This is a genomic window from Serratia nematodiphila DZ0503SBS1 (assembly GCF_000738675.1).
Lineage (GTDB): Bacteria > Pseudomonadota > Gammaproteobacteria > Enterobacterales > Enterobacteriaceae > Serratia > Serratia nematodiphila.
Window position 1 is genome coordinate 93,881 of record NZ_JPUX01000001.1, and the last position, 25,213, is coordinate 119,093.

Here is a 25,213-nt window from a genome sequence, read left to right on the forward strand (position 1 = left end):
CTTGTTATTTTATAGCAGTTTCTTTGCTAATGCGTATTGAACTGGCTCAGGAGTCGATAAAACCATCTCTATTTTGTCTACTTGTTGTAAAGTAATATCTACAACGTAAATATATCTCTTTTGCAATCCAGAAGAGTTCCAGGGAGCATTAGGGCTATTATTTAAAGAAGGTATTGGCTCTAATACAAAAAACATGTCGGATTTTCGGCTAGGACCATTTTTAGTAGTTTTGTAAGATGGAAATAGTGAACAACATACAAGTAGCACATAAGATATGTAGTCAAATTGCATTCCCTTATACGACCAAATATCTAATTGGTTAGCATTCTTTAAACAATTTTGCATATCATACCAATTAAAATTGAGTTGGGGAAATTCTTTTCTAATTTTAAAATAAATATTCCATAAGTTTTCTTTAGTCCAGTTCTTTGCAGCAACCCTCAAGGATGGATCTTTTGGAATATTTATCAAATTTGAGAATGGAATATTATTTTTGTTTATCGATGGACAATTAGAACCAGGCTTATGGGCAAAATGCGCCCTTTTCTGAGCAGCTTTAGATTTCGTAGTTAAACGCTGATCGCAAATAATACAACATGGTATACTAAGATTGTAATCAAGTAGCCAAACCTCTATAGGAATCAGATTTTTTTGACTATCTCCTGATTTGTATGCTTTATTTGTCATAGTCCCTCCCTTGTAAGTTAAAAGAGTATGGACTATTGTTCAAAATATTTCAATACGTTCAAATGAGTAGTAGACAATTTGATATATACAATTGAAAAGCACCACGGTTATTGTATTTTTCCCATATTAATGAAATGACTTTCATTGATGCATCATATTCAAGACCCACTATATACTGATGGAAGCTTTCCTCTCCATACGTAACTATAAACTCAGATATTTTATCAACATTCTTTTCAAAATAATCATCTAAGTTATCAATATTAAATTTTATATCATATATAGCTGAAATAACTTGCCACTTTAATTTCTCTTTTTCTATCATAAGGATCATCTCATCTTAAATTTAATCATTTAATACTTGCAATATTTATTTATGTCAAGTCTTCCACGTTATAATCCATAAGCAAGGGCTAACTCTACGAAGCTACGCTTCTTTGAGTTCCCTTGTTTTTCGCCCTACGGTTGAAAAATAAGAACCGGGTCAAATTCAAAATATTGACATATCAAATTTTTGAAATATAAATGTACAAAGTGCTGCAAAGGAATTGCTCACAATAAAAGTAATACAAAACCTAATATACGAAAAGGAGCTTCTATGAAAGAAACTATAGGATTACAATTCTGTAAGAAAAACAACAAAGTCCCAGCTAAATCATTGCGTACTCATTGTGTCAGCGCCCGATTCAACCATGAAGAACTACAGCTTCTCAACACGAAACGCGGTGATAAAAGCAAGGGAGAGTGGCTTCGCTTAGCGTCCCTGGATAAGCTTCCTTTGTCCGTTCCGGCCATCAACATAGAAGCCTGGAAATCTCTGAGCGAAATTTCACAGAAGCTGAACAAGCTTGTCGCTCATCTGGATAACAAAAGCCAGGGTAGCTCTCTGACGCAAACAGAACTATTCGCAGTGAAGCGCCAGATCTCTGAGCTTCGCATAAATCTTGTTGGTGCTGATCTATGGGGAGAAATAAATGAATGAAAGGGATGCAAAAAATCAAAAGAGGAAAAACCTTTAATTGCCTTATTTCTTATTTATTAAAACCTGCTTCGCACCACATGTCAGATCCGTATGTAGTCGGTGGCAATGTCATAGAAAGCTTCGCAGAAGCACTAAGTGCAGAGTTCAACACAACGAAGCTTCTACGTCCTGATGTCAGTAAACCCGTATGGCATAACTCTTTGCGTCTTCCTTGTGGTGAGTCTTTACCAAGAACGCAATGGAAACAGATAGCCGATGACTACATGAAGCGTATGGGCTTCTCTGAGACGCATCTACGAGCTTACGTCCTACATGATGATGGAGAGGGTCAGCATATCCATATAGTAGCAAGTCGCATCGATACCATATCAGGGAAGCTGTATCTGGGAAAAAACGAGAATCTTATCAGCACCCGTATCATCCAGGAACTTGAAAAAGACTACCAGTTAACCAGAACCAAAGGACCTGATGCTCTGAAACCTCCTGCCTCACCTGCTGCCAAACGTAAAAAATCACGTAATGAAGCAATGTTAGAAGAGAGAACAGGCGAGAAATGTGCAAAGACGCTCATACAAGAAGCTATAGATACACTGCTCACAAGCCAGATTTCCGAAGACGAGTTTGTGCAGCAGCTTGCAGTTCAGAAGATAAAAGCGCTACCCAACAGGTCTTCGACTGGAAAAATGAATGGTTTTTCCTTTGAGTACGCCAATATTTCATTCAAGGCTTCTCAGCTTGGTAAAAAGTATTCATGGAAAAACTTAGAACAGCTCATACGCATTGATACAATCCAAACGATGGCGTCTGATGCAATAGTTTGTTTTGGTGCAGTAGATGCGAGCGACATATTGCTTCCCTTACCTGAACGACCTCAACCACTGTTGAAAGAAAATTTGGATGCTAAAACAATAACAGCTACCAATAGTTATATAAATCTCACAATGAGATGGATAGAAGCAATCCCCTGGTTAGATAGCATAGTTGGTATCGTAAAAAGCTTGCATAACTCTTTCTTTGAACGCAAAAACAAACCAGCAATAATCTTTTCTGCTTCACCACTTTCTATAGACCTACCATCTCCTCCGTCTGTTGAAAAACCTGTGAAAACAAACATTTTTAGACTGAAAATTTAGCTTAAAACAACCTAAAAACCCTATACTGTTGATTTTATGACAAATAATTGATCGTTATAATCGATCGATTAATCACAAATGATAGCCAGCACCTATCAAATTGCAAAATATCGATCGGTACAAATGATTTGATAACTTTACAGCTTTGTACAAAATGTACGTTGAAGGAACTATCAGCTAAAAGACTGATTTTACTAGCCTATTTTTAATATCGTTCTATCATACAGGAAAAACCGTATGAAATTCTTCATGATGAAACGTGTAATGCTGGCGATTGCACTCCCTGTTTTTGTTGCTTTTTTTGGGGGCGCTAAGGTCATGTCAGTTTATTGGGTGCCCCTGTTTTTTATCAGTGCGATGCTATGTGCAACAGCTTATGGCAAATATGTCGTCAGGAAAAACAATGATGCTACATTCAATTATCTGAATGAAAATAATGATGGGATCTATATTCATAAATTCAATGACTGCGAGATTAGGTTAGACAAAAATAAACAAGAAGTATTTCTTAAAAATAGCGCAGGGGCAAAAACGTATTCTTTTGATGATATCAAAGAGTGGCACTACAACATTACATACGGTGGTGAAGTTGCAGGTGCTGGATTAACTAGTATCAGAGAGAACGGTAAAACATTAGGCCAAAACATCGCTGATACAGGTCTCTTTATCCGCGTAAAAGACGTTCGTAAACCAGAGTGGCATATCCGGTTCTATCCCCGTAATGATGCTTTTAATTCGCGTAATGGGTTGAATGATTTGAAGACGCAGCTCAACCAATGGATGGAGATCTTTGATCAGAATTTAAATGCTGCATAGAAAATTTTTAATAATCGCTAAGCCTGTATGCTGACATACAGGCTTTTTTTATTTTACAGTAATTAAATTTGACAACAGGAAAATGGTACGTCATAAGTTGAATAATATGGCTACCAGTGCTAGCTGGTAGCCATATATCAGCAACCCCTTAGTAAACCGGTTGGCTATACAAAAGGATGCTGATAAAAATCGCTATCCTTAGCAGGTTTGTGAGATTATTATGCATAATCCACCTCCTTCTTTATAATTGTTATTTTAAGGACCTGTGGTCCAAGTGTATAGTAGCAGCAAAAGCACCCTCATGGGTGCTTTTTTTGTTCATCTAAGGGTATGTAATTGAGAAGTGTGAAGGAATTCCGCTTTGGAGAGAACTTCTTGTTGATAGTCAAGCCACGTTTTTCGATGGGTAAGATACGACATAGCATTCAGGCTAAAAATTCAAAAGCTAAAGATACTATTTATGTCCATGACTTATATTAAACTCGATGTCCCTTTTCCTCAAACTCATAGCCAACAGAGATCTATCATATTTTCTTTTTTCTGTTATAAATACACTTTCCGAATTAGCTTTGTTTTTCATGATAAAGTGAATAAGTAATCCACACATTCTTCTTATTCTCTCAGCGTCGATTACTCTTTTTTCAACATTGTTAATAAAGCAGTAATAAGAGGTAAGCATAAAAGATAAAACAATATCCCTGTTAGCTAACTCTATATTATCAATGTCATTTTTATACTTGATATAGAAACCTACACAAAAAAGGTAAGATTTATCAATTATATCTGATTCTGATAGTCCAGACTCTTCGAGTTTCTTCACGAAACGTTCAAAAAGAATTAGAAAACGCTCCATGCTATTTAATTTTTCCATAATATGCATCCTTGCAATTTATTTTGGTCATCCTGACAATCAATAAATAACAGTATTAGTTTAAAAATCAATACCTCAGTAAAAATATATTTACAGCATGTAATATTAAATTTACTTAATTGTCGTTTTTTGCACGTAATGGTTCATTTAGCTGGTGTGGCTTAAGTCCATATTTATATGAATTGTACTGCCATAGTGTAAACTGTTCTTTATATCTATTATTCTGCTTTTTAAGTATTTCAATTTCGACCTCCAGCCCCTTAATTCTCTGGGCTGCAATATTCAGATTGGCAGGTTTTCTAAAAACCTTCCCATTAATTTTTAACCTTTCCTTTTTCAATAAATACGCATGAACTATCTCTTTATGCATATTCAATGACTGGCGAGTAGGTTTCTTCCCTATATGGGATTTTACTGACTCACATAACAATTCCCATGTTAACTTTCCATCCCAAGTATTTATAGTGTTTTTTATTTTATTAATGTCATTTTGTGTTAAGTGTTTCGCCATAACATCCTCCAATATTTTTATAATAAATTATTTACCTGTTTTGAAATGGTTTCTTTTCTCAAGATTATTTAATACGTCTTCATGAAATGAAACCCATTTGTCTGCGCCATAAAAGCCATCATCTACTGCTTGTTTTGCCATTTTAAGAAACAAACTTATTTTATTGATAACTTCTTTCTGCTGTTGCTCATTCATCTCACCATAATCTTCCCATCCATATGCCTGAGCTTCTGCCAATTTTCGGCAAGGGGGAATGACATAGTTATGAATACAATAACCCTCTGATGTCAAGTGAGCCGCACCATGAGCCAGATTCTCTAATACAACCATATTATTAGATTTGTTATCCATAGGGGAGCAATAACGATTACTTCCGAGTTTTAAACTACTTATCTTTTCAAGTATCTCTTCCTGAGATGTGTGATTATAATTTTTGTTTTGTAAAACACTAACTCTTCCTGACCATTTTGCTATATTTAATTGAGATAAATCACCCAATTGTGCGATTGTGTTTAGTAGATGCCTAGGTTGATGAGTGCGTAAGAAAAGACATTTGCCAAACTGATCAAAGTAGCCATGACGTTTAAAAATATTGTTAACCTCAGGTTTCATCTTTCGAGATTTCTCTATATCTCGTGATAAATCACTATAACTAGGTTTGTAAAGTGTATAGCAAGCTGTCATTTTAACTTCATGGCATTGATGCAAATTCAGCAAACATAATGCATTACTATACCTAACTGACTTTTCTTTATCTAACCAAGGGAAATCCTGCGGTAAATTTTTTCTTATCAACTTCCAGAGTTTATGTAGCGTATAGTATCTATCAGAGTAATTCAGAAACGAGACTCCGCCATCAAGACTCGTGCGCTTTAATTTATTAATACATTGTCCTTTATCATCCAATCGATAGCCAAGAGCATGACAAACCTGACGAACATCAAGTGGTTCATGTTCATCCACTTCAGGACAAAGCGGGTGTCTATAAAATTTATCAGGTGAGCGTTCACACCATCTGGCAAGAGAGCGGGCATTTTCAGAAAGTTTAAGTAATCTTGAAACAGCTTTTTGGGCGACAGGGATCATGACATCAGGTATCCACTTAATAGTCGCACCACCACCTTTCGCAGCATAATAACGAAGCCCATAACGCTCCACACCATTTCTATCTTTCCTTGTTATTTCACAGTCAGCAGGTAAAGCCAAAATCTCTGAGGCACGACTTGGTGAACACATTAATAAAGCAATAACAGATGTAGTAAAAAGATCTCTTGAGCTAAGTTTTTCATCTGGCCTTGAAAATATCTCCGCTATTGAAAATAGGGCACGCTCATCTGGTAATTTGTGTATCCTATCTTCATCTTCTTTTTCTGGGAGGTAGTTGTTTTTAAATCTTGGTTTAACTGGATTTGTCCAGCTAATAAACCCACACCTGACAAAGCGATGTTCAGATAAAAAAATACTTAATTTTTGAAGTTCATAACCACATTGATGAAGAACATTGCTCTTATAATGTTTACTTGCTATCTGTAAAGCTTCATCCAGAACTATGGTAGAAACATTATATACATGTGCATTATGACAAGTTTGCAAAAGAGCTTTTTCAAGACATCTTAATGCCAATATTTTTCTTCCAGGTGTCTTAACTGAACTCAAAGCCTGATTGTACCTTATATAGCTTTTAGCGAAATCAATAAAATCACTATCCAGTCTATCTTTACTTTCTACCAATCCGTATCCTGCTTTCAATTTTCGAAAGGCTGCAATTCCTTTCCACGAACTGGAATTCCAGTCTATAATATCATCATAAATAGTTAATTTATCACGACAGAATGTTATAAAATTTCTGACATTTTTGATTGCATCCAATTCATGACTTGCTTTAAATTCAACAAGATTATTCATCTATACCTCCTTAACTGATTTTTTAAAATAAATACACCCATGACATGGCATTGCGGTTTTTTTTATGCAAGATAAACTCGTTTTCCCTGTTAATAAATCACCGCTATTATGTGTAGGTGCAACTCCACTAATCTTGGCTTTACCAAGAAAGGCATCTGCAATAAGTGCCAAACCATTAGAAACTGCCTGATTGATTTTTTCAGCATTATCAGCAAGGTTTTCTGTATAAATACCCACACTCAAGATTGACGAATGATCTAATAACTCTGCAATTATCTCGTCCCTATACCCTTCACGAGCAAGTTTTGTTCCTAAGGTATAACGTAACCTGTATGCGTTTACTGTTATACGTTCTCCAGTTCTTTCTGAAATTACATTTTCTTTTTTGACAATTTTTTTTAAAGATACTCCAAATATATTTTTGGGTGCATGAAGCCTATCAGAAACTAACAAATCAAAAACATCTACCTTTCCACTTAATATTTCATATTTTCTGGCATCAAGAAAAACCGGTACTTCATTTTTTTCTTCCAATAGAAGATGTCTATCAATGTAAGCCTCTACAAGAGATATAGAATTATTCGCCTGTCGCATCATCACGTTATAAAGATTACCATCAATTCTCAATTCTCTGAAAATCTGCCTGAATCCAAAACCTTGTTTCACCCTGGGGATTCTCAAAAAGAATACTTCACTTCCATCTGATTTTTCATTTTTAATTATATCCTTAAATTTCAATGCGATAAGCTGTGATGCCCTTCGTCCTGTAAAACTAACTAACAACGCCGATGAGTATTCTAAAAGAGTTATTTTTTTATCTTTGTATGCACTATGAATAGCCTGATTTAACGAATTGTGTTCATTATCAGTCATAGCCCCCTTATTTGGGTCCTCTTGCTTAATAACAGAGCCTCGTGTTTTTACCTTTAACACCATTGATTTCATCAAAGTTATTACACTATCATCAACACCATAATAACCAATAGAATGCCATTTTTTTAAAAACGCCCTCAAAACAATTAAGTCTTTTATCTTTGAATATGAAATGAGTGATCTATAATTCAAAATATCAAATTCGGAAACAAATATAGAATTAGTCCTTATAAAAAAATCTTTCATAATGACATTAATTCTTCTAACATACCCAGCACTATAGTTGCTTGCATAAAAAGCAAGCGTGTTTATATACCCTTCAATAAGTGAGGAATGAATGAATTTTAATATACCCCCAACATTTACACTAGAACCACTATCTAATTTCCATTTAGCTTCATCAATGTTAAAAAAATAACCATACTGTTTCGCTTGTCTATTACTATTATCCGATTTACATTCTTTCTTATTCATTACAACAATCCTTTTATTAGTTCTTGTTGCATAGCGAGAGATGCTTTATGAGCTTCCTCAATAACATGTCTCCTGTTATATATTTTTGCAGTTCCAGATCCCTCTTTCCATCCCATTAGATAAGACCTAATTTGCTCTTCTTTTTCCTGGGAGATACCTTCGCTCAATCCATCCATTTTCTTGGAAAACTCGTAATTCCAAGTATGCCTTAATTGGTGTCCACATAAACCCGATAGCTCTGGATGAGAGTTTCTGATTAGTTTGATTATCTTATGATATGCTGAAATTGATAGCGGCATACCATGAGTATTACCAGATTTGTAAGTAATAAACATAAAGTCGTTGAATTTTGATTTATTTATTTTATTTCGATTTACCGTTATATAATAATATATTTCACTCATTAAATCCTTCTCCACTGAAAATATTCGCTCACTCGTTTTTACAAGTGGTTGATTCACTCGCGGGTCAAAATTATCATCAGGTCTTCTTTTAATCACAATGGTGGAATTAATAAAATCAATATCACTTACTCTGAGGTTTAACACTTCACCAGCTCTAATGCCGAATGAAAAAAGCATGAGTATAATTAATCTATTTCTTGGTTGAACTAAATCTGAGAAAGGATTTAATTCCGAACCCGGCTCGATAATATTAAATAAAAGATCAAGTTGTCTTCGGCTTAGAGACTTATCAGGCATCTCCTTTTTATATACATTTGAACCCAAAGGTCTTTTATGATTTAACTCAGCTATAAAAGCATCTACCCTATCTTTATTTTTTTTACCGTCTGATAGAGCCAAATGCATCTGGCAAAGCCACTTCATATAATCGATAACCACACCCAGCCTAAAATATTTAGTTGGATTTTTCACAGAGGATGGATGACTTCTAAGACTACCTTTTTTTGAATTCTTTGACATATAATCAGAAAGACTATCTATCTCATTGGATTTCATAAATTCTTGGATTAATATTCTTTTATCTATATCTATATTATTTAAAGAAAAATAATTCATTAGTAATGCTAAGACCCCTGCAACAGCTCGCATAGTGTTAATGGAGTTTGCTCTATTTCTTATATGTGTGGTTAGATAAAGATTAGGATAATAAATTGGTTCTCCTGTTTTCTTATCAATCACATGACAGAACCTCTCACCATTTTTAAAAATAAAATTATTAACGCCATGCTTTTCCATATCCCCTCCTAGAAATTTTACAAAACTTTATTGGAAACAGATATTATTAAATTAATATTTAATTTTTTACAAAAATAATTAACTTTAATTCTATTCTTTTTGTTTTATATCAATAACAAAGCAATATAAATTTTCGCACCTTATATAAGGTGAATCTAGCCTATTTTATAAATACCAAATACTTAATAGTTAACCTCAGAGTCTTATAAAGACTAAGTTAGTTCTAATCTGTAATTTTTTTTGTAAAATATATAGGGTTTTTATTAATTTATTTTTTACATTATAGATAAAAAACAGTTTATCATATGCCATAAAAAGATTTTAGTTGATTGACTCATTCAACATTATTTCTTGAATTTTTAATAGCCAATTGAATCCACTCTTCAACTTCACTTTCAATGAAAGCAACAGCACGAGAGCCAATTTTGATAGGTGCTGGGAAAAGATGTTGATTGATAAGATGATAAATCCAGGCTTTTCCATAACCTGTTCGATTTAGAACTTCGGGAAGGCGAATAAGGCGTGTATTGAGCTGATTCATAGTCGTTTCCTCTTGTGTTTCTTTGATGAAAACGACTATACGAATGAATCAGCAACAAAAGTAGCGAACTTCATAACACCTAAATGATAGAAATTAACTCTTTTCAGAATCAGAGAGTTTCATGGTGTCTGAAACTCTCATGTTTTTTAAATGGCTATTCTTGTTTATGAAGTAATAAAACTGCCTGATGAAGTCAACTGAGGCCGCTTTGAGGGCAAGTGGTCTGTCGGTATCCTTTACATGATAGTGAAGTCTGATCTGACTTTCATCATCATCATCGGTATAAAGCAGCCTGGACAGTCGATCATCCGATACACGAATCTGTTTAATCTTTGTCCAAACTAAAATGTCGAGCATAGGGATGATTCGATAGTTGATAAGCTTCTTAATGGTTCCATATCCAAAGCGAACGGAATCCAGAGGGTTTTCCTGTATTTCCATGTACTTACGCCACTGAGGTAATGCCGCTTTGAGTGATTCCGCAATTTCGTCGTCTGTGCCACTTGAGAGATCAACTTCTAACATGACTGTTCTTTGGAATTGGTCGGGTAAACTTTCGTAGAGAGTTTCTTCCTGTAGCTCACCGTTGATTGAATACTTATCATCGCCATGCCACACAAAAGTGCCCCGTTGCATTGAGATGATGCTCAGTTCAGCAAGTCGTTCAAGTGTAGTTAGAAAGAAATGAGGCGGTTGAAACAATCGGTTGTCCGGTGCCATATAGCCAAGTTGCTTTTCCTCAATCAAGAATGGATTTCCGCTGAAAATTTTTTCGAAGTATCCCATTAGGGCTTTTGCCTCAAAATCCTCCCTGTAGCTTTTGAAGAACAGTGTTCTGGCCCACAGCTCGTGGTATAACTGTAGAAGGGTGAGATCTTCGAACTTACGATATGTGTCGATATCTAACCATTTCTTGATTTCTTTTGTATGTTCAGTTGTCCAGTTTTTCACTCATCCTCTCCGTCTATAACTCAATATTTAAGTAAACTATACGGGGGGTGATTCGGGGAGTAAATATCGATTTAAAGATCTTTAGTTGTTATCAAACCGCTGATTATTAAAGAAAATAACAATGAAATCGATATTCAGATCCAGAACATCGAGTGATCCCGCTCCGCTCACCGTCAAGCCCGCGCCACGCGGGCTTTTTTCCGGCTGCAGATCAGCGATAGGCGGCCGCTTGCTCCTCACCGATCAACCCCATTTTCTGCAGCTGCACCGCAATGCTCCAGGTTGAGCGCTCGAACTCATCGCTCAGCGCTTCCAGCGTCGTCCCGGCCGCATGGCTCTCGCGCAGCCGCAGCTTTTCCTCTTCCGGCCAGGGGAAGTAGGCATTGGCCGGCCGCCCCTCGGCCAGATTCTTCTGCCGCTTCTCCTCCGGTGTCAGCCGGGCTTTTTTCTGCAGTTCGGATTCACCGTCAAACTCGTTGGCCAACGCGAACAGCAGCCGGATAGCCTCCGGCGCGCAGGCCGCCGAAGCCGGTCTCAACAGCTCGCCGGTGTCGGGATTAACGCCGTTGGCCAGCGCCCTGAGCAACGTGCCGGTATTCATCGTTCGCCTCCTGGTTTGAGAAAATGCGCGCCAGTCGCGGCGCCTTGCCCAAACATGTTTCTCCGCCTTAGCCAAGAAAACCACATTTTGCGCCGGGAAAAATCGCCCATTGCGAGCCAGATTCCAGGTGCCTGAACGTGCGGGACGGTGGTTGCATCAGGCTGCGAGCCGGCAGGCATCATGGAAGACGGCTCACTAAGGCACTTCGGGGGCTTATGAAAAACTGCCGAGCAGCGCGTGCGGATGACAATCGGCAAGATATCCCGCATGCCATAAGTATTTTGTTCTAATTATCACGCAAGGTAATGAAAGGACGGCAATGCTGTGGCTAAATGTGTTTTTTTCCTGCCCGTGAACCGTACGGACCGTTTATGCCACAAATTCTGCAATTTATTATGGCCCTGGTGGTGATCATCGCCCTGGCGCTGCTGGTCAGCAATAATCGCAAGAAAATCCGCCTGCGCTATATCATCCAGCTGTTGGTGATCGAAGGCGCGCTGGCCTACTTCTTCCTGCACTCCGCCAGCGGGCTCAGCGTGATCAAACACGTCGCCGGCTTCTTCGACACCCTGCTCGCCTACGCCGCCCAAGGATCGGAGTTCGTATTCGGCGGCATGAGCAAGGATGGCCTGGCGTTCATCTTCCTCGGCGTTTTGTGTCCTATCATCTTTATTTCCGCCCTGATCGGCATTTTGCAGCATTTCCGCATTCTGCCGCTGATCATCCGCATGGTGGGCACCCTGCTGTCCAAGGTCAACGGCATGGGCAAGCTGGAATCGTTCAACGCCGTCAGCACGCTGGTGCTGGGGCAGTCAGAGAACTTCATCGCCTACAAGGGCATCATCGGCGACATCTCGCCGCGCCGCATGTACACCATGGCCGCAACCGCCATGTCGACGGTATCGCTCTCCATCGTCGGCGCCTACATGTCGATGATCGACGCGCAGTACGTGGTGGCGGCGTTGATCCTTAATATGTTCAGCACCTTCATCATCCTGTCGATCATCAACCCGTATCAGGTCGAAGACGAGCCGGAGCTGAAGCTGAACAAGCTGCACGAAGATCAGAGCTTCTTCGAAATGCTGGGCGAGTACATTCTGGCCGGATTCAAGATTGCGATGATCATCGCGGCGATGCTGATCGGCTTTATCGCGCTGATCTCCGCCGTCAACGCGCTGTTCTCGGCGGTGCTCGGCATCAGCTTCCAGCAGATCCTCGGCTACGTGTTCTATCCGCTGGCCTGGCTGATCGGCATCCCGGCGGAGGAGGCCCTGAAGGCGGGCAGCATCATGGCGACCAAACTGGTGGCCAACGAATTCGTGGCGATGATTGAACTGAAGAAGATCGCGGCGGAGCTGTCGCCGCGCGGGCTGGGCATTTTGTCGGTGTTCCTGGTGTCGTTCGCCAACTTCGCCTCCATCGGCATCGTCGCCGGCGCCATCAAAGGACTGAACGAGCAGCAAGGCAACGTGGTTTCCCGTTTTGGCCTGAAGCTGGTTTACGGCTCGACGCTGGTGAGCCTGTTGTCGGCAGCCATCGCCGGCCTGGTGCTGTAATCCCCACTCCCGGCCAGGCGGCCGGGAGTGCGTTTTAGAACGCCACGCACACCGGCGCATCCACCCGCATCACCGAATCCTGCGCAAACTGCTGCTTATAGCCGCTGCGCAGCGCCTCGATATTCGCCTCGCTCTCTTTGCCCGGCGCATGGATCAGCAGCAGCGCCTTGCTGTTCTCGCGCGCCAGTTTGCCGTCGTGGCCCAGCCACTGCCCTTTGGCATCAAACACCGTCAGCCCGTCTTTAAAACGTGGTGTCACCTGGCTATCGACGAAGGTTTGCCACTCGGCGGCGGTGATCGCCGGCCCCGCCGGCCGGTTCAGGCCGAAGTAGAGCGTTGTCTGCACCAGCGGATCGCCGGTGCGGCAAGCCGGGGTGGGGGAAACAGCCTGGTGGCCTGGCGCCACGCAGCCGCTCAGCAGCAGGGCTGCCATCATGGCGCCAGCAGCCAGTCTCGGGGAGTTTTTCATCTGCAGTCTCGGTTTCTCGGTTGAAGGATTCGCTGCAAAAATCATAGTCAGCGATGGAAATTAGCGCGAAATTTCTAATGCTTTCATTAACAGCCAGATGTTAAAAAAGGCTGGTTATCGGCAATAAAAACGGAGTTTGAATTAGCTATATTAATCCGAAATGCCATCAGTGAAAAAAACTCAGTGGCGCGCGTCCTCGGCGGCGATTACCCTGCCGGCCATCATTCTGACGCAAGTACGCTGTGAATCCCTTATGTTACTGAGCATCCTTTATATCATCGGCATCACCGCCGAAGCCATGACCGGCGCGTTGGCGGCCGGCCGCCGCCAAATGGACATGTTCGGCGTGATCATCATCGCCTCGGTCACCGCGATCGGCGGCGGGTCGGTGCGCGATATGCTGCTCGGGCATTTTCCGTTGGGCTGGGTCAAACACCCGGAATACATCGTCATCGTCGCAATAGCGGCGATCGTCACCACCTGGGTGGCTCCTCTGATGCGCCATCTGCGCCGCCTGTTTCTGGTGCTCGACGCCGTCGGCCTGATTGTCTTCTCGATCATCGGCGCGCAGGTGGCGCTGGATATGGGGCACAGCGCGATTATCGCCGCCATCGCCGCAGTGATCACCGGCGTCTTCGGCGGGGTGCTGCGCGACATGTTCTGCAACCGTATCCCGCTGGTTTTCCAGAAAGAAATCTACGCCGGCATCTCCTTCAGCGCCGCCTGGCTGTATATCGGCCTGCAGCACCTCAGCCTGCCGCACAATCTGGTGGTGATCCTCACGCTGGTCGCCGGCCTGAGCGCGCGTCTGATCGCCCTGCGCTTCCGCCTCGGTCTGCCGGTGTTCAACTACCAACATCCGGATCACTGATCCCGGGGCGGCAGCGCGCCGCCGCTGGGCCAAAACTGCCAAAATATCGCTCTTCAGCGCGCATATTCGCGCATTCGCCGCTTTTTCCGCGCAAAGCCACGGGCAAAATGCGAGCTAACGCTGCACCCGGCGCGTTAGCCGTGTATACTGTGCGGAGAAAATACACATCCGCTGTTTTTGGCATATCAACCGTTATCAACGAACATCATCATGGCTCAAGGCACGCTTTATATTGTCTCTGCTCCCAGTGGCGCAGGTAAATCAAGTCTGATTCAGGCTTTGTTAAAGACGCAACCGCTGTACGACACGCAGGTTTCGGTTTCGCACACCACGCGCGACAGCCGCCCGGGTGAAAATCACGGCGAGCACTATTTCTTCGTCTCGAAAGACGAATTCCGCCGGATGATCGAGCAGGATGCGTTTCTTGAGCACGCCGAAGTGTTCGGCAACTATTACGGCACCTCGCGCGCCGCCATCGAACAAGTGTTGGCGACCGGCGTAGACGTGTTTCTGGATATCGACTGGCAGGGCGCGCAGCAAATCCGCGCCAAAATGCCGCAGGCGCGCAGCATCTTCATTCTGCCGCCGTCGAAGGAAGAACTGGGCCGCCGCCTGCGCGGGCGCGGGCAGGATTCCGAAGAGGTGATCGCCAAACGCATGGCCCAGGCCGTGGCGGAAATGACGCATTACGCGGAGTACGATTACCTGATCGTGAACGATGATTTCGATCTGGCGCTGTCCGATCTGAAGACCATCATTCGCGCCGAACGCCTGCGTTTGGGCCGCCAGTTGCTGCGGCATGACGCTTTAATCAGCAAACTATTGGCAGACTGAAGGCAGTTTCAGTATCATGCCCAGTCTTTTCGTCACCTGTGGAGTAGCACAAATATGGCACGCGTAACTGTTCAAGACGCTGTAGAGAAAATTGGTAACCGTTTTGACCTGGTGTTGGTCGCTGCTCGTCGGGCGCGTCAGATCCAGACCGGCGGCAAAGATGCACTGGTTCCGGAAGAGAACGACAAGTACACCGTTATCGCCCTGCGCGAAATCGAAGAAGGCCTGATCACCAGCCAGATCCTCGACGTGCGTGAGCGCCAGGAGCAGCAAGAGCAGGAAGCCGCAGAGATTCAAGCGGTTACCGCGATTGCTGAAGGTCGTCGTTAATTAGACAGCGAGTCCGCCTTGTACCTGTTTGAAAGCCTGAATCTGCTGATTCAACGTTACCTGCCCGAGGAGCAGATTAAGCGCCTCAAACAGGCATACCTCGTCGCGCGCGACGCGCACGAGGGCCAGACACGCTCCAGCGGTGAGCCCTACATTACTCACCCGGTCGCCGTGGCCTGCATCCTGGCGGAAATGCGTCTCGACCACGAGACGCTGATGGCGGCGTTGCTGCACGACGTCATCGAAGACACCCCGGCCACCTATCAAGATATGGAACAGCTGTTCGGCAAGAGCGTCGCCGAACTGGTCGAGGGCGTCTCCAAGCTCGACAAGCTGAAGTTCCAGGACAAGAAAGAAGCGCAGGCGGAAAACTTCCGCAAGATGATCATGGCGATGGTGCAGGATATCCGCGTCGTGCTGATCAAGCTGGCCGACCGTACGCACAACATGCGCACCCTCGGTTCGCTGCGCCCCGACAAACGCCGGCGCATCGCGCGTGAAACCCTGGAAATCTACAGCCCCCTCGCCCACCGCCTGGGTATTCATCACCTGAAAACCGAGCTGGAAGAGCTGGGCTTCGAGGCGCTGTACCCAAACCGCTACCGCGTGATCAAGGAAGTGGTGAAAGCCGCGCGCGGCAACCGCAAAGAGATGATTCAAAAAATCCTCTCCGAGATCGAAGGGCGGCTGACGGAAGCCGGCATCGCCTGCCGCGTCAGCGGGCGGGAAAAACACCTCTATTCCATCTACCTCAAGATGCACCTGAAAGAACAGCGTTTTCATTCCATCATGGATATCTACGCGTTCCGGGTGATCGTCAAAGAGGTCGATACCTGCTACCGCGTGCTCGGCCAGGTGCACAGCCTGTATAAACCGCGCCCGGGGCGGGTGAAAGATTACATCGCCATTCCCAAGGCCAACGGCTATCAATCGCTGCATACCTCGCTGATCGGCCCGCACGGCGTGCCGGTCGAAGTGCAGATCCGCACCGAAGACATGGATCAGATGGCTGAGATGGGGGTGGCCGCGCACTGGGCTTACAAGGAAAGAGAACAGGGCGAAACCGGCACCACGGCGCAGATCCGTGCCCAGCGCTGGATGCAAAGCCTGCTGGAGCTGCAGCAAAGCGCCGGCAGTTCGTTTGAATTTATCGAGAGCGTCAAATCCGATCTGTTCCCGGATGAGATTTACGTTTTCACCCCGGAAGGCCGCATCGTCGAGCTGCCCGCCGGCGCCACGCCGGTCGACTTCGCCTATGCGGTGCATACCGATATCGGCCATGCCTGCGTCGGCGCGCGCGTCGATCGTCAGCCGTACCCGCTGTCGCAGTCGCTGACCAGCGGCCAGACCGTCGAGATCATCACCGCGCCGGGCGCGCGGCCCAACGCCGCCTGGCTGAACTTCGTGGTGAGCTCGAAAGCGCGCGCCAAGATTCGCCAGATGTTGAAGAACCTCAAGCGCGACGACTCCGTCGGCCTCGGCCGCCGTCTGCTCAACCATGCGTTGGGCGGCAGCCGCAAACTGGCCGAAATCCCGCAGGAAAACATTCAGCACGAGCTGGACCGCATGAAGCTGGCGACGCTGGACGATCTGCTGGCGGAAATCGGCCTCGGCAACGCCATGAGCGTGGTGGTGGCGAAGAACCTGCAGGGCGATCAGTCCAGCCTGGGCACCTCTTCCGGCGTGCGCAACCTGGCCATCAAGGGCGCCGACGGCGTATTGATCACCTTCGCCAAGTGCTGCCGTCCGATTCCGGGCGACCCGATTATCGCTCACGTCAGCCCGGGCAAAGGGCTGGTGATCCACCATGAATCCTGCCGCAATATTCGCGGCTATCAGAAAGAGCCTGAGAAGTTCATGGCGGTCGAGTGGGATAAAGAGACCGAGCAGGAGTTCATCGCCGAGATCAAGGTGGATATGTTTAACCACCAGGGCGCGCTGGCCAACCTGACGGCGGCGATCAACGCGGCCGAGTCCAATATTCAGAGCCTGAACACCGAAGAGAAAGACGGTCGGGTTTATAGCGCCTTTATCCGCTTGACCACCCGCGATCGCATCCATTTGGCAAACATTATGCGTAAAATCCGTATCATGCCGGATGTGATCAAAGTTAACCGCAACCGAAACTAGCGCTTATGAGTCCTGAACGCTATGCGCGGATTTGTGAAATGCTCGCGACCCGGCAGCCGGATCTGACGGTCTGCCTGGAGCAGGTGCACAAGCCGCATAACGTCTCCGCCATTATCCGCACCGCCGACGCCGTCGGCGTGCATCAGGTCCACGCCGTGTGGCCCACCACCCGCATGCGCACCCTGGTCTCCTCCGCCGCCGGCAGCAACAGCTGGGTCAGCGTTAAAACCCACCGCACCATCGGCGACGCGGTCGGGCACCTGAAAGCGCAGGGCATGCAAATTCTGGCTACCAACCTGTCTGCGCGCGCGGTCGATTTCCGCGAGGTGGACTACACCCGGCCAACCTGCGTGCTGCTCGGCCAGGAAAAAACCGGCATCACCGAAGAAGCGCTGGCGCTGGCCGATCAGGACATCGTCATTCCGATGATCGGCATGGTGCAATCGCTCAACGTCTCCGTGGCTTCGGCGCTGATCCTGTATGAGGCGCAGCGCCAGCGGCAAAACGCCGGCCTGTACCGTCGCGACAACAGCATGCTGGACGAAGAAGAGCAGCAGCGTCTGCTGTTCGAAGGCGGTTACCCGGTGCTGGCCAACGTGGCCAAGCGCAAAGGGCTGCCGCGCCCGCAGATCGATGAACAGGGCCAGGTGGTCGCCAGCGCCGAATGGTGGGCGGCCATGCAGGCGACGGTACGCAAATGAAAGGCCGCCTGCTGGATGCTGTCCCACTCACCACGCTTTCCGGGGTTGGCGCCAGCCAGGCGGGCAAATTGGCCAAACTCGGCCTCGACACCATTCAGGATCTGCTGCTGCACCTGCCGCTGCGCTACGAAGACCGCACCCGCCTCTACCCGATCAACGATCTGCTGCCGGGCATCTACGCCACGGTAGAGGGGGAAGTGCTGCGCAGCGACATCAGTTTCGGCCGCCGCCGCATGCTGACCAGCCAGATCAGCGACGGCACCGGCATCCTCACCATGCGGTTCTTCAACTTCAACGCCGCAATGAAAAACAGCCTGGCCACCGGCCGCCGCGTGACCGCCTACGGCGAGATCAAACGCGGCAACCACGGCGCGGAAATCATCCATCCGGAATACCGCATTCAGGGCGAAGCCAGCGAGGTTGAGCTGCAGGAGTCGCTGACGCCGGTTTATCCCACTACCGAAGGGGTGCGGCAGGCCACGCTGCGCAAGCTGACCGATCAGGCGCTGGCGCTGCTGGATACCTGCGCCATCGCCGAACTGCTGCCGCCGGAGCTGAGCGGCGGCCTGATGAGCCTGCCGCAGGCGCTGCACACACTGCACCGCCCGCCGCCGGACATCCAGCTGGCGGATCTGGAGCTGGGCAAACACCCGGCGCAAAAACGCCTGATCCTCGAAGAGCTGTTGGCGCATAACCTCAGCATGCTGGCGGTGCGCGCCGGCGCCCAGAGTTACCGGGCGCAGCCGCTGCTGCCGGACGATCGGTTGAAAAACCGTTTTCTCGCCCAGCTGCCGTTCTCGCCGACCGGCGCGCAAACGCGCGTGGTGGCCGACATCGAAGCCGATATGCAAAAAGACTTCCCGATGATGCGGCTGGTGCAGGGCGACGTCGGCTCCGGCAAAACGCTGGTGGCGGCGCTGGCGGCGCTGCGCGCCATCGCGCACGGCAAACAGGTGGCGCTGATGGCGCCGACCGAGCTGCTGGCCGAGCAGCACGCCAACAATTTCCGCCAGTGGTTTGAACCGCTGGGGCTGGAGGTCGGCTGGCTGGCCGGCAAACAGAAAGGCAAGGCGCGCATCGCGCAGCAGGAAGCCATCGCCAGCGGCCAGGTGTCAATGGTGGTCGGCACCCACGCCATCTTCCAGGAGCAGGTACAGTTCAACGGCCTGGCGCTGGTGATCATCGATGAGCAGCACCGCTTCGGGGTACATCAGCGGCTGGCGCTGTGGGAGAAAGGCGAAGAGCAAGGCTTCCACGCCCATCAGCTGATCATGACCGCCACGCCGATCCCGCGCACGCTGGCGATGACCGCCTATGCCGATCTCGACACCTCGGTCATCGACGAGCTGCCGCCGGGCCGCACGCCGGTGACCACCGTCGCCATTCCCGATACCCGCCGCGCCGACATCATTCAACGGGTGAAGAGCGCCTGCCTGGAAGAGGGGCGGCAGGCTTACTGGGTGTGTACGCTGATCGAGGAATCTGAGCTGCTGGAAGCGCAGGCGGCGGAAGCCACCTGGGAGGAATTGAAAGCCGCATTGCCGGAGCTGAAGGTGGCGCTGGTGCACGGCCGCATGAAAGCGCAGGAGAAGCAGGCGGTGATGCAGGCGTTTAAACAGGGCGAGCTGCAGCTGCTGGTCGCCACCACGGTGATCGAAGTCGGCGTCGACGTACCGAACGCCAGCCTGATGATCATCGAAAACCCGGAACGGCTGGGCCTGGCGCAGCTGCACCAGCTGCGCGGCCGCGTAGGGCGCGGCGCGGTGGCCTCACACTGTGTGCTGCTGTACAAAACGCCGCTGAGCAAAACCGCGCAAACGCGCCTGCAGGTGCTGCGCGACAGCAACGACGGCTTTGTCATCGCCCAGCGCGATCTGGAGATCCGCGGCCCGGGCGAGCTGCTCGGCACCCGCCAGACCGGCAGCGCCGAATTCAAAGTGGCGGACCTGCTGCGCGACCAGGCGATGATCCCCGAAGTGCAGCGCGTCGCTCGCCACCTCCACCAGCACTACCCGGAACACGCCCAGGCGCTGATTGAACGCTGGCTGCCGGAGAAGGCGCGCTACTCCAACGCATAAAAAAGGGCGCCGACGGCGCCCTCTTCTTTTTTTCTGGCTCGCGATATCACCCCACCGCCGGGAACACCGGCAGCAGCAGATACAGCTTGATGACGATGGCGTTGGCGATATCGATAAAGAACGCCCCCACCATCGGCACCACCAAAAACGCCACGTGCGACGGGCCGAAGCGATCGGTGATCGCCTGCATGTTGGCGATCGCCGTCGGCGTGGCACCCATGCCGAAGCCGCAGTGGCCGGCGGCCAGCACCGCCGCGTCGTAGTTCTTGCCCATCACCCGGTAGGTGACGAATATCGCGTACAGCGCCATCACCAGCGTCTGCACCGCCAGGATCGCCAGCATCGGCAGCGCCAGCGAGGCCAGCTCCCACAGGCGCAGGCTCATCAACGCCATCGCCAGGAATAGCGACAGGCTGACGTTGCCCAACACCGACACCGCCCGCTCGAACACGGTATAGAAGCCGGTGAAGGCCAGCGTGTTGCTGAGGATCACCCCGACGAACAGCACGCAAACGAAGTTCGGCAGTTCAAACACCGTGCCGCCCAGCAGGCCGGCAATCAACTGCCCCAGGCTCAGACAGATGGCGATCATGGCGATGGTTTCGATCATCACCAGCGAGGTGATGAGACGGCCGCTTTCCGGCTTCTCAAAACCGCTCGGCTGCACGCTGTCATCCGGGGTGCCTTCCGGCGTAGAGGAGTGTTTGACCAGATAGCGCGCCACCGGGCCGCCGATCAGGCCGCCCAGCACCAGGCCGAAGGTGGCGCAGGCCATGGCGACTTCCGTGGCGTTTTCAAAACCGTAGCGCTCGATGAACAGCTTGCTCCAGGCCGCCCCGGTGCCGTGGCCCCCGACAGGGTGATCGATCCGGCAATCAGGCCCATCAGCGGATCCAGCCCCAGCATTTTCGCCATGCCGATGCCGATGGCGTTCTGCACGATAAGCAGCCCCAGCACCACGAACAGGAACACTACCAGCACCTTGCCGCCGGCGCGCAAACGCGCCAGGTTGGCGTTCAGGCCGATGGTGGCGAAGAAGGCCAGCATCAGCGGATCCTTCAGCGACATGTCAAAACTGACTTCCCAGTTGACGAGCTTTTTCAGGGCTAACAGCAGAAGGGCCACCAGCAAACCGCCGGCGACGGGAGCGGGAATGGTATATTTTCGCAGCAGGGGAATGGTTCTGACGCACTTGCCTCCGAGGAGCAAAACCAGCGTCGCCGCGACTAACGTGCCATAAGTATCAAGATGAAACATCTAGGTACTCCATGTAAGGGAAAAGATCCAAATAAAAATAATAAGTTATAGAAAACCACTTAGTTTTTAAACTTGATGAGTGCAGGATTAGAAGTAAAAAACGCTGAGATGACAAGAAAAAATGAATGAAAATGCGACATAAACGGGAAAGTCGGCAACATAATATTTACGCGCAACCGTTTGCTTTTGCGGGGCGGGGCATTAAAATGCCTGCTTTGCCGTATCTGGAAACGCCACACCATGAGCATGTCATCCTCCGAGCTTGATGCCGCGCGCCAAGCCGCCTCAGAACCCCGCGCCAGTGAACTGATTTATCGCCTGGAAGATCGCCCGCCGCTGCCGCAAACGCTGTTTGCCGCCGGCCAGCATCTGCTGGCGATGTTCGTCGCGGTGATCACACCGGCTCTGCTGATCTGCCAGGCGCTGGGCCTGCCGGCACAGGATACCCAGCACATCATCAGCATGTCGCTGTTCGCCTCCGGTCTGGCTTCCATTCTGCAAATCAAAACCTGGGGGCCGGTGGGTTCCGGGCTGTTGTCGATTCAGGGCACCAGCTTCAATTTCGTTTCGCCGCTGATCATGGGCGGTCTGGCGCTGAAAAACGGCGGCGCCGACGTGCCGACCATGATGGCCGCGCTGTTCGGCACGCTGATGGTCGCTTCCTGCACCGAAATTTTACTGTCGCGCGTGCTGCATCTGGCGCGCCGCATTATCACCCCGCTGGTTTCCGGCATCGTGGTGATGATCATTGGCCTGTCGCTGATTCAGGTCGGTCTGACCTCGATCGGCGGCGGCTACGCCGCGATGAACGATCACAGCTTCGGCTCGCCGAAAAACCTGCTGCTGGCCGGCGCGGTGCTGGCGGTCATCATCCTGCTGAACCGCCAGCGCAACCCTTACCTGCGCGTCGCTTCGCTGGTGATCGCCATGGCGGTCGGCTATCTGTTGGCCTGGGCGATGGACATGCTGCCCCCGACGCATCGGCAGCCCCACGGCGGCGATCACCATCCCCACGCCGCTCTATTACGGCCTGGGCTTCGACTGGAACCTGCTGCTGCCGCTGATGCTGATCTTTATGGTCACCTCGCTGGAAACCATCGGCGACATCACCGCCACCTCTGACGTCTCCGAACAGCCGGTCAGCGGGCCGCTGTACATGAAGCGCCTGAAGGGCGGCGTGCTGGCCAACGGCCTGAACTCGATGCTGTCGGCGGTGTTCAACACCTTCCCCAACTCCTGCTTCGGCCAGAACAACGGCGTGATCCAGCTGACCGGCGTCGCCAGCCGCTACGTCGGCTTCGTAGTGGCGCTGATGCTGATCGCGCTGGGGCTGTTCCCGGCGGTGGCCGGCTTCGTGCAGCACATTCCCGAGCCGGTACTGGGCGGCGCGACCATCGTGATGTTCGGCACCATCGCCGCCTCCGGCGTGCGCATCGTGTCGCGCGAGCGCCTGAACCGCCGCGCCATCATGATCATGGCACTGTCGCTGGCCGTCGGCATGGGCGTCTCTCAGCAGCCGCTGATCCTCCAGTTCGCGCCGGACTGGCTGAAAACCCTGCTCTCTTCCGGCATCGCCGCCGGCGGCATTACCGCCATCGTGCTGAACCTGGTGTTCCCGCAGGAACACGAGAAAAAGTAACCCGTCCATTGGCGTTCAAACGGCCGCTTGCGGCCGTTTTTTATTGTCTATCAGACCATTGCCCTTGAGATGCCCGGCCAATTGCGGCATAAACAGGGTATCTTTTTTGACCGATGCGGATGTAGACGATGAAATTTATCGGAAAGCTGTTGCTGACGTTGCTGCTGCTGACCGTGCTGGCGGCGGTGGTGCTGTATCTGGTGGGGCAAACCCGCTGGGCGGCAGGCCGCCTGAGCGCCTGGATCAGCGACAACAGCGAATACCGCCTGTCGATAGGAAAAATCACCCATTCGTGGCGCCAGCCGGACCAGATCGGTCTGGAAGAGGTGCAGCTGGCGCGCAATGGCCAGCCGCAGGCGCTGGCCGCCAAACGCGTCGATCTCGGCCTCAGCCTGCGCCAAATCACCGAACCGCGCTATTTCCACAGCGTCACGCTGCGTGACGGCACGCTGAACGTGCAGCCGCAGACTGCTGCGCTGCCTGTACAGGCCGACGTGCTGCAGCTGAGCAACATGGCGCTGCAATCCAACGATAACGAGTGGCAGCTCAACGCGCAGCGGGTCAATGCCGGCATCACGCCGTGGCGCCCGCTGGCCGGCCATCTGCTGGGGGACAACAATCAGTTCCAGTTCAGCGCCGGTTCGATGACGCTGAACGGCATTCCCGCTTCGAAGGTGTTGGTGCAGGGGGAGCAAAAACAGGGCCAGCTGCTATTGAACAATTTCGGCGCCGATCTGGCGCAGGGCGACCTGACCGGCGTGGCCAGCCGCGCCGCCGACGGCAGTTGGCAAGTGGATCGCCTGCGGCTGAGCGGCGTGCGCATGCAGACCCCGTTGACGCTAGCGGAATTCATGCAGCGCTTTACCACCCTGCCGCCGGTCACCCTCAAGCGTTTCGATCTGATCGACGCGCGCCTGGAAGGCAAGGCGTGGGCGTTTAACGATCTCGATCTGTCGCTGCAAAACGTCAGCATCGAAAAAGGCGACTGGCGCAGCGAAGACGGCTCGCTCAACGTCAATGCCAGCGATGTGATCAACGGCGGTTTCCACCTGATCGACCCGATCGCCACCCTGCGCCTCTCCTCCGCCGGCATCGCCATTCAGCAATTCACCACCCGCTGGGAAGGCGGGCTGCTGCGCACCTCCGGCAATTGGCTGCGCGCCGGCAAACGCCTGCAGCTGGATGAAGTGGCCATGGCGGCGCTGGAGTACACCCTGCCTATCGACTGGCGCGAGCTGTGGCTGAAACCGCTGCCGGACTGGCTGGCGGAGGTGTACGTCACCAAGCTGACCACCAACCGCAATCTGATCATCGACATCAACCCGGCGTTTCCGTTCCAGATCACCGCGCTGGACGGTTACGGCAGCAACCTGCTGCTGGCGCGCGATCGCCAGTGGGGCATCTGGTCCGGTTCGCTGAACCTGAACGGCAGCGAGGCCACCTTCAACAAGATCGACGTGCGGCGCCCTTCGCTGGCGCTGAACGCCGACGCCAACCAGATCGCCGTCACCGAACTCAGCGCCTTTATGCCCAATGGGCTGCTTGAGGCCAACGCGACCGTCGATCAGCTGCCGGGCAAACCATTCCTGCTGACGCTGCACGGCCGCTCGGTACCGCTCAATACCTTGCAGCAATGGGGATGGCAGCCGGTGCCGCTGACGGGCGACGGCAACCTTGAGCTGCAGTTGAAAGGGCTGTTGAACAGCGACGGGCCGTTCAAAGCTTCATTGAAGGGGACTCTGCAAGCCACCGCCGGCGACGGCCAGACGGTGAACCAACAGCTGCCGTAATCTATCGCGCGGCC

22 protein-coding genes and 2 pseudogenes are annotated in these 25,213 nt (G+C 49.7%); 12 read left to right on the plus strand and 12 right to left on the minus strand.

Features of this window, described 5'->3' with window-relative positions; translation table 11 throughout:
- Nucleotides 1-9: 9 nt before the first annotated feature.
- Both JL05_RS25235 and JL05_RS00430 read right to left on the minus strand, forming a co-directional pair.
- A complete protein-coding gene (locus JL05_RS25235; protein WP_139182636.1) occupies nt 10-687 on the minus strand; it encodes a competence protein CoiA family protein in 678 nt (225 codons plus the stop codon).
- A gap of 58 nt (nt 688-745) precedes the next feature.
- A complete protein-coding gene (locus JL05_RS00430; RefSeq protein ID WP_139182638.1) occupies nt 746-1,012 on the minus strand; it encodes a hypothetical protein in 267 nt (88 codons plus the stop codon).
- Between the two features lie 273 nt (nt 1,013-1,285).
- Between JL05_RS00430 and JL05_RS00435 the strand changes: the two genes are divergently transcribed.
- The 3 genes from JL05_RS00435 (at nt 1,286) to JL05_RS00440 (ending at nt 3,618) form a co-directional block, all read left to right on the plus strand.
- Nucleotides 1,286-1,669 carry a hypothetical protein gene (locus JL05_RS00435; RefSeq protein WP_033631356.1) on the plus strand — a complete coding sequence of 128 codons (384 nt, stop codon included), beginning with the start codon at nt 1,286-1,288 and terminating at the stop codon, nt 1,667-1,669.
- Nucleotides 1,666-2,802: a relaxase/mobilization nuclease domain-containing protein gene (locus tag JL05_RS24545; protein ID WP_072010076.1), complete on the plus strand. Its 1,137-nt coding sequence runs from the start codon at nt 1,666-1,668 to the stop codon at nt 2,800-2,802. Before JL05_RS00435 ends, JL05_RS24545 begins: the two co-directional genes overlap by 4 nt.
- Nucleotides 2,803-3,039: 237 nt before the next feature.
- Nucleotides 3,040-3,618 (plus strand): DUF4755 domain-containing protein, encoded by a 579-nt coding sequence (locus JL05_RS00440; protein ID WP_033631357.1) that lies wholly within the window; start codon nt 3,040-3,042, stop codon nt 3,616-3,618.
- 454 nt (nt 3,619-4,072) lie between these two features.
- Here the strand turns inward: JL05_RS00440 and JL05_RS00445 are convergent, their stop codons facing one another.
- The 8 genes from JL05_RS00445 to JL05_RS00470 form a co-directional block, all read right to left on the minus strand.
- A complete protein-coding gene (locus tag JL05_RS00445; RefSeq protein ID WP_033631358.1) occupies nt 4,073-4,489 on the minus strand; it encodes a hypothetical protein in 417 nt (138 codons plus the stop codon).
- A 115-nt stretch (nt 4,490-4,604) separates the two neighbouring features.
- A complete protein-coding gene (locus JL05_RS24310; protein ID WP_046623967.1) occupies nt 4,605-5,000 on the minus strand; it encodes a hypothetical protein in 396 nt (131 codons plus the stop codon).
- 27 nt (nt 5,001-5,027) lie between these two features.
- Nucleotides 5,028-6,905, minus strand: a complete 1,878-nt coding sequence (locus JL05_RS00450; RefSeq protein WP_033631359.1) for a DNA-binding protein — start codon at nt 6,903-6,905, stop codon at nt 5,028-5,030.
- The gene (locus JL05_RS00455) at nt 6,906-8,252 is read right to left on the minus strand and encodes a site-specific integrase (RefSeq protein WP_033631360.1); all 1,347 of its coding nucleotides are present in this window, start codon (nt 8,250-8,252) and stop codon (nt 6,906-6,908) included. It abuts the gene before it with no gap.
- Nucleotides 8,252-9,451 (minus strand): tyrosine-type recombinase/integrase, encoded by a 1,200-nt coding sequence (locus JL05_RS00460; protein WP_033631361.1) that lies wholly within the window; start codon nt 9,449-9,451, stop codon nt 8,252-8,254. Before JL05_RS00460 ends, JL05_RS00455 begins: the two co-directional genes overlap by 1 nt.
- A 334-nt stretch (nt 9,452-9,785) precedes the next feature.
- Nucleotides 9,786-9,992, minus strand: a complete 207-nt coding sequence (locus JL05_RS24315) for a helix-turn-helix transcriptional regulator (protein WP_016246690.1) — start codon at nt 9,990-9,992, stop codon at nt 9,786-9,788.
- A gap of 93 nt (nt 9,993-10,085) precedes the next feature.
- Nucleotides 10,086-10,943: a DUF6387 family protein gene (locus tag JL05_RS00465; RefSeq protein WP_033631362.1), complete on the minus strand. Its 858-nt coding sequence runs from the start codon at nt 10,941-10,943 to the stop codon at nt 10,086-10,088.
- Between the two features lie 211 nt (nt 10,944-11,154).
- The gene (locus JL05_RS00470; RefSeq protein ID WP_033631363.1) at nt 11,155-11,544 is read right to left on the minus strand and encodes a hypothetical protein; all 390 of its coding nucleotides are present in this window, start codon (nt 11,542-11,544) and stop codon (nt 11,155-11,157) included.
- A 371-nt stretch (nt 11,545-11,915) separates the two neighbouring features.
- Between JL05_RS00470 and JL05_RS00475 the strand changes: the two genes are divergently transcribed.
- On the plus strand, nt 11,916-13,100 hold the full coding sequence (locus tag JL05_RS00475) for a NupC/NupG family nucleoside CNT transporter (RefSeq protein ID WP_033631364.1): 1,185 nt from the start codon (nt 11,916-11,918) through the stop codon (nt 13,098-13,100).
- Between the two features lie 34 nt (nt 13,101-13,134).
- Here the strand turns inward: JL05_RS00475 and JL05_RS00480 are convergent, their stop codons facing one another.
- A complete protein-coding gene (locus tag JL05_RS00480; protein ID WP_015379443.1) occupies nt 13,135-13,569 on the minus strand; it encodes a DUF3574 domain-containing protein in 435 nt (144 codons plus the stop codon).
- A gap of 253 nt (nt 13,570-13,822) precedes the next feature.
- Between JL05_RS00480 and JL05_RS00485 the strand changes: the two genes are divergently transcribed.
- The 6 genes from JL05_RS00485 (at nt 13,823) to recG (ending at nt 20,513) form a co-directional block, all read left to right on the plus strand.
- On the plus strand, nt 13,823-14,440 hold the full coding sequence (locus JL05_RS00485; protein WP_025304704.1) for a trimeric intracellular cation channel family protein: 618 nt from the start codon (nt 13,823-13,825) through the stop codon (nt 14,438-14,440).
- Nucleotides 14,441-14,650: 210 nt separating this feature from the next.
- Nucleotides 14,651-15,274, plus strand: coding sequence for a guanylate kinase (gmk, locus tag JL05_RS00490; protein WP_004931218.1), 624 nt, complete (start codon nt 14,651-14,653; stop codon nt 15,272-15,274).
- Between the two features lie 54 nt (nt 15,275-15,328).
- Entirely contained in the window at nt 15,329-15,604 is a 276-nt protein-coding gene (gene rpoZ, locus JL05_RS00495) for a DNA-directed RNA polymerase subunit omega (RefSeq protein WP_004931221.1), read from the plus strand.
- Nucleotides 15,605-15,622: 18 nt separating this feature from the next.
- A complete protein-coding gene (spoT, locus tag JL05_RS00500; RefSeq protein ID WP_004931224.1) occupies nt 15,623-17,734 on the plus strand; it encodes a bifunctional GTP diphosphokinase/guanosine-3',5'-bis pyrophosphate 3'-pyrophosphohydrolase in 2,112 nt (703 codons plus the stop codon).
- A 5-nt stretch (nt 17,735-17,739) separates the two neighbouring features.
- A complete protein-coding gene (gene trmH / locus JL05_RS00505) occupies nt 17,740-18,435 on the plus strand; it encodes a tRNA (guanosine(18)-2'-O)-methyltransferase TrmH (protein WP_004931227.1) in 696 nt (231 codons plus the stop codon).
- Entirely contained in the window at nt 18,432-20,513 is a 2,082-nt protein-coding gene (gene recG, locus JL05_RS00510) for an ATP-dependent DNA helicase RecG (protein ID WP_033631365.1), read from the plus strand. Before trmH ends, recG begins: the two co-directional genes overlap by 4 nt.
- Nucleotides 20,514-20,559: 46 nt before the next feature.
- On the opposite strand, the pseudogene gltS reads toward recG, so the two are convergent.
- Nucleotides 20,560-21,770: pseudogene (gltS, locus tag JL05_RS00515) on the minus strand (sodium/glutamate symporter).
- 240 nt (nt 21,771-22,010) lie between these two features.
- Here gltS and JL05_RS00520 point away from each other — a divergent pair.
- A pseudogene (locus tag JL05_RS00520) lies at nt 22,011-23,409 on the plus strand (nucleobase:cation symporter-2 family protein).
- A gap of 128 nt (nt 23,410-23,537) precedes the next feature.
- Nucleotides 23,538-25,199 carry an AsmA family protein gene (locus JL05_RS00525; protein WP_033631366.1) on the plus strand — a complete coding sequence of 554 codons (1,662 nt, stop codon included), beginning with the start codon at nt 23,538-23,540 and terminating at the stop codon, nt 25,197-25,199.
- The last annotated feature ends 14 nt before the right edge of the window (nt 25,200-25,213 follow it).

Coding starts and splice junctions, on each gene's coding strand:
- JL05_RS25235 (WP_139182636.1), bottom strand. CDS start 687: ATGACAAATAAAGCATACAAATCAGGAGATAGTCAAAAAAATCTGATT.
- JL05_RS00430 (WP_139182638.1), bottom strand. CDS start 1,012: ATGATAGAAAAAGAGAAATTAAAGTGGCAAGTTATTTCAGCTATATAT.
- JL05_RS00435 (WP_033631356.1), top strand. CDS start 1,286: ATGAAAGAAACTATAGGATTACAATTCTGTAAGAAAAACAACAAAGTC.
- JL05_RS24545 (WP_072010076.1), top strand. CDS start 1,666: ATGAAAGGGATGCAAAAAATCAAAAGAGGAAAAACCTTTAATTGCCTT.
- JL05_RS00440 (WP_033631357.1), top strand. CDS start 3,040: ATGAAATTCTTCATGATGAAACGTGTAATGCTGGCGATTGCACTCCCT.
- JL05_RS00445 (WP_033631358.1), bottom strand. CDS start 4,489: ATGGAAAAATTAAATAGCATGGAGCGTTTTCTAATTCTTTTTGAACGT.
- JL05_RS24310 (WP_046623967.1), bottom strand. CDS start 5,000: ATGGCGAAACACTTAACACAAAATGACATTAATAAAATAAAAAACACT.
- JL05_RS00450 (WP_033631359.1), bottom strand. CDS start 6,905: ATGAATAATCTTGTTGAATTTAAAGCAAGTCATGAATTGGATGCAATC.
- JL05_RS00455 (WP_033631360.1), bottom strand. CDS start 8,252: ATGAATAAGAAAGAATGTAAATCGGATAATAGTAATAGACAAGCGAAA.
- JL05_RS00460 (WP_033631361.1), bottom strand. CDS start 9,451: ATGGAAAAGCATGGCGTTAATAATTTTATTTTTAAAAATGGTGAGAGG.
- JL05_RS24315 (WP_016246690.1), bottom strand. CDS start 9,992: ATGAATCAGCTCAATACACGCCTTATTCGCCTTCCCGAAGTTCTAAAT.
- JL05_RS00470 (WP_033631363.1), bottom strand. CDS start 11,544: ATGAATACCGGCACGTTGCTCAGGGCGCTGGCCAACGGCGTTAATCCC.
- JL05_RS00475 (WP_033631364.1), top strand. CDS start 11,916: ATGCCACAAATTCTGCAATTTATTATGGCCCTGGTGGTGATCATCGCC.
- JL05_RS00480 (WP_015379443.1), bottom strand. CDS start 13,569: ATGAAAAACTCCCCGAGACTGGCTGCTGGCGCCATGATGGCAGCCCTG.
- JL05_RS00485 (WP_025304704.1), top strand. CDS start 13,823: ATGTTACTGAGCATCCTTTATATCATCGGCATCACCGCCGAAGCCATG.
- gmk (WP_004931218.1), top strand. CDS start 14,651: ATGGCTCAAGGCACGCTTTATATTGTCTCTGCTCCCAGTGGCGCAGGT.
- rpoZ (WP_004931221.1), top strand. CDS start 15,329: ATGGCACGCGTAACTGTTCAAGACGCTGTAGAGAAAATTGGTAACCGT.
- trmH (WP_004931227.1), top strand. CDS start 17,740: ATGAGTCCTGAACGCTATGCGCGGATTTGTGAAATGCTCGCGACCCGG.
- recG (WP_033631365.1), top strand. CDS start 18,432: ATGAAAGGCCGCCTGCTGGATGCTGTCCCACTCACCACGCTTTCCGGG.
- JL05_RS00525 (WP_033631366.1), top strand. CDS start 23,538: ATGAAATTTATCGGAAAGCTGTTGCTGACGTTGCTGCTGCTGACCGTG.